The sequence below is a fragment of the Rhodopseudomonas sp. B29 genome, assembly GCF_000333455.1.
GTDB lineage: Bacteria > Pseudomonadota > Alphaproteobacteria > Rhizobiales > Xanthobacteraceae > Rhodopseudomonas.
The window spans coordinates 1-1,153 of sequence record NZ_BADD01000341.1 but is presented as its reverse complement, the minus strand read 5'-3'; the positions used below and the strand labels follow the sequence as shown (position 1 = coordinate 1,153).

Genomic DNA, 1,153 nt, shown 5'->3' with positions numbered 1-1,153 from the left:
TCGCGCCGGGGCCGGCGGTCCCAAGCAATACCAGACACTCGCCGGCCGGCCGGTGATTGCTCGGTCGCTGGAGCCGTTCTGCACGCATGCGGCCGTGATTGCGGTGCAGCCGGTCACAAATCCGGACGACACGGCACTTTTCGTGGAAGCGGTCGGGGACCTCAAATTCCGCCCACCGGTCGCTGGCGGTGCGACGCGGCAGGGCTCCGTCCGCGCCGGGCTCGAAGCGCTGGCCGAGCTGAAGCCCGACATCGTGCTGATCCACGACGCGGCGCGCTGCTTCGTCACGCCGGCGCTGATTTCGCGCGCCATCGCCGCCACTGCCAAGACCGGGGCCGCTCTACCGGTCGCGCCGGTGACCGACACGATCAAGCAGGTCGATGCCGACGGTGCCGTGATCGCGACGCCGGACCGCGCGGGCTTGCGTATCGCGCAGACGCCCCAAGCATTCCGATTCGATGTCATCCTCGACGCGCACCGCCGCGCGGCGGCGGAAGGCCGCGATGATTTCACCGACGACGCCGCCATTGCCGAGTGGGCGGGATTGACGGTCTCAACCTTTGAAGGCGATGCTGCCAACATGAAACTGACGACGCCGGAAGATTTCGTTCGTGAGGAGAGTCGCCTGATGGCGATGCTCGGCGATATCCGCACCGGCACCGGCTACGACGTCCATGCTTTCGGCGAAGGCGACCACGTCTGGCTGTGCGGCCTGAAGGTGCCCCACAATCGCGGCTTCCTGGCGCATTCCGACGGCGACGTCGGCCTGCACGCGCTGGTCGATGCGATCCTCGGCGCGCTGGCGGACGGCGACATCGGCTCGCACTTCCCGCCGACCGATCCGCAATGGAAGGGCGCGGCGTCCGACAAGTTTCTGAAGTACGCGGTCGATCGCGTCACCGCGCGCGGCGGCCGGATCGCCAATCTCGAAGTGACGATGATCTGCGAGCGGCCGAAGATCGGCCCGCTGCGCGATCCGATGCGTCAGCGTATCGCCGAGATCACCGGCGTGCCGGTGTCGCGCGTTGCCGTCAAAGCGACGACCAGCGAGAAGCTCGGCTTCACCGGCCGTGAGGAGGGTATCGCCGCCACGGCTTCAGCGACCATCCGGCTGCCGTTCGGCGCCGACGGCCTCGGCGGCTGATATGAGCGG

The 1,153-nt window shown here is 68.3% G+C and carries 1 protein-coding gene; it reads left to right on the top strand.

Annotation, left to right across the window (positions count from 1 at the left end):
- Positions 1-1,144: bifunctional 2-C-methyl-D-erythritol 4-phosphate cytidylyltransferase/2-C-methyl-D-erythritol 2,4-cyclodiphosphate synthase (locus I5M_RS12265; RefSeq protein WP_022721672.1), on the top strand; the 1,144-nt coding region annotated here is incomplete at its 5' end.
- Positions 1,145-1,153: the final 9 nt, after the last annotated feature.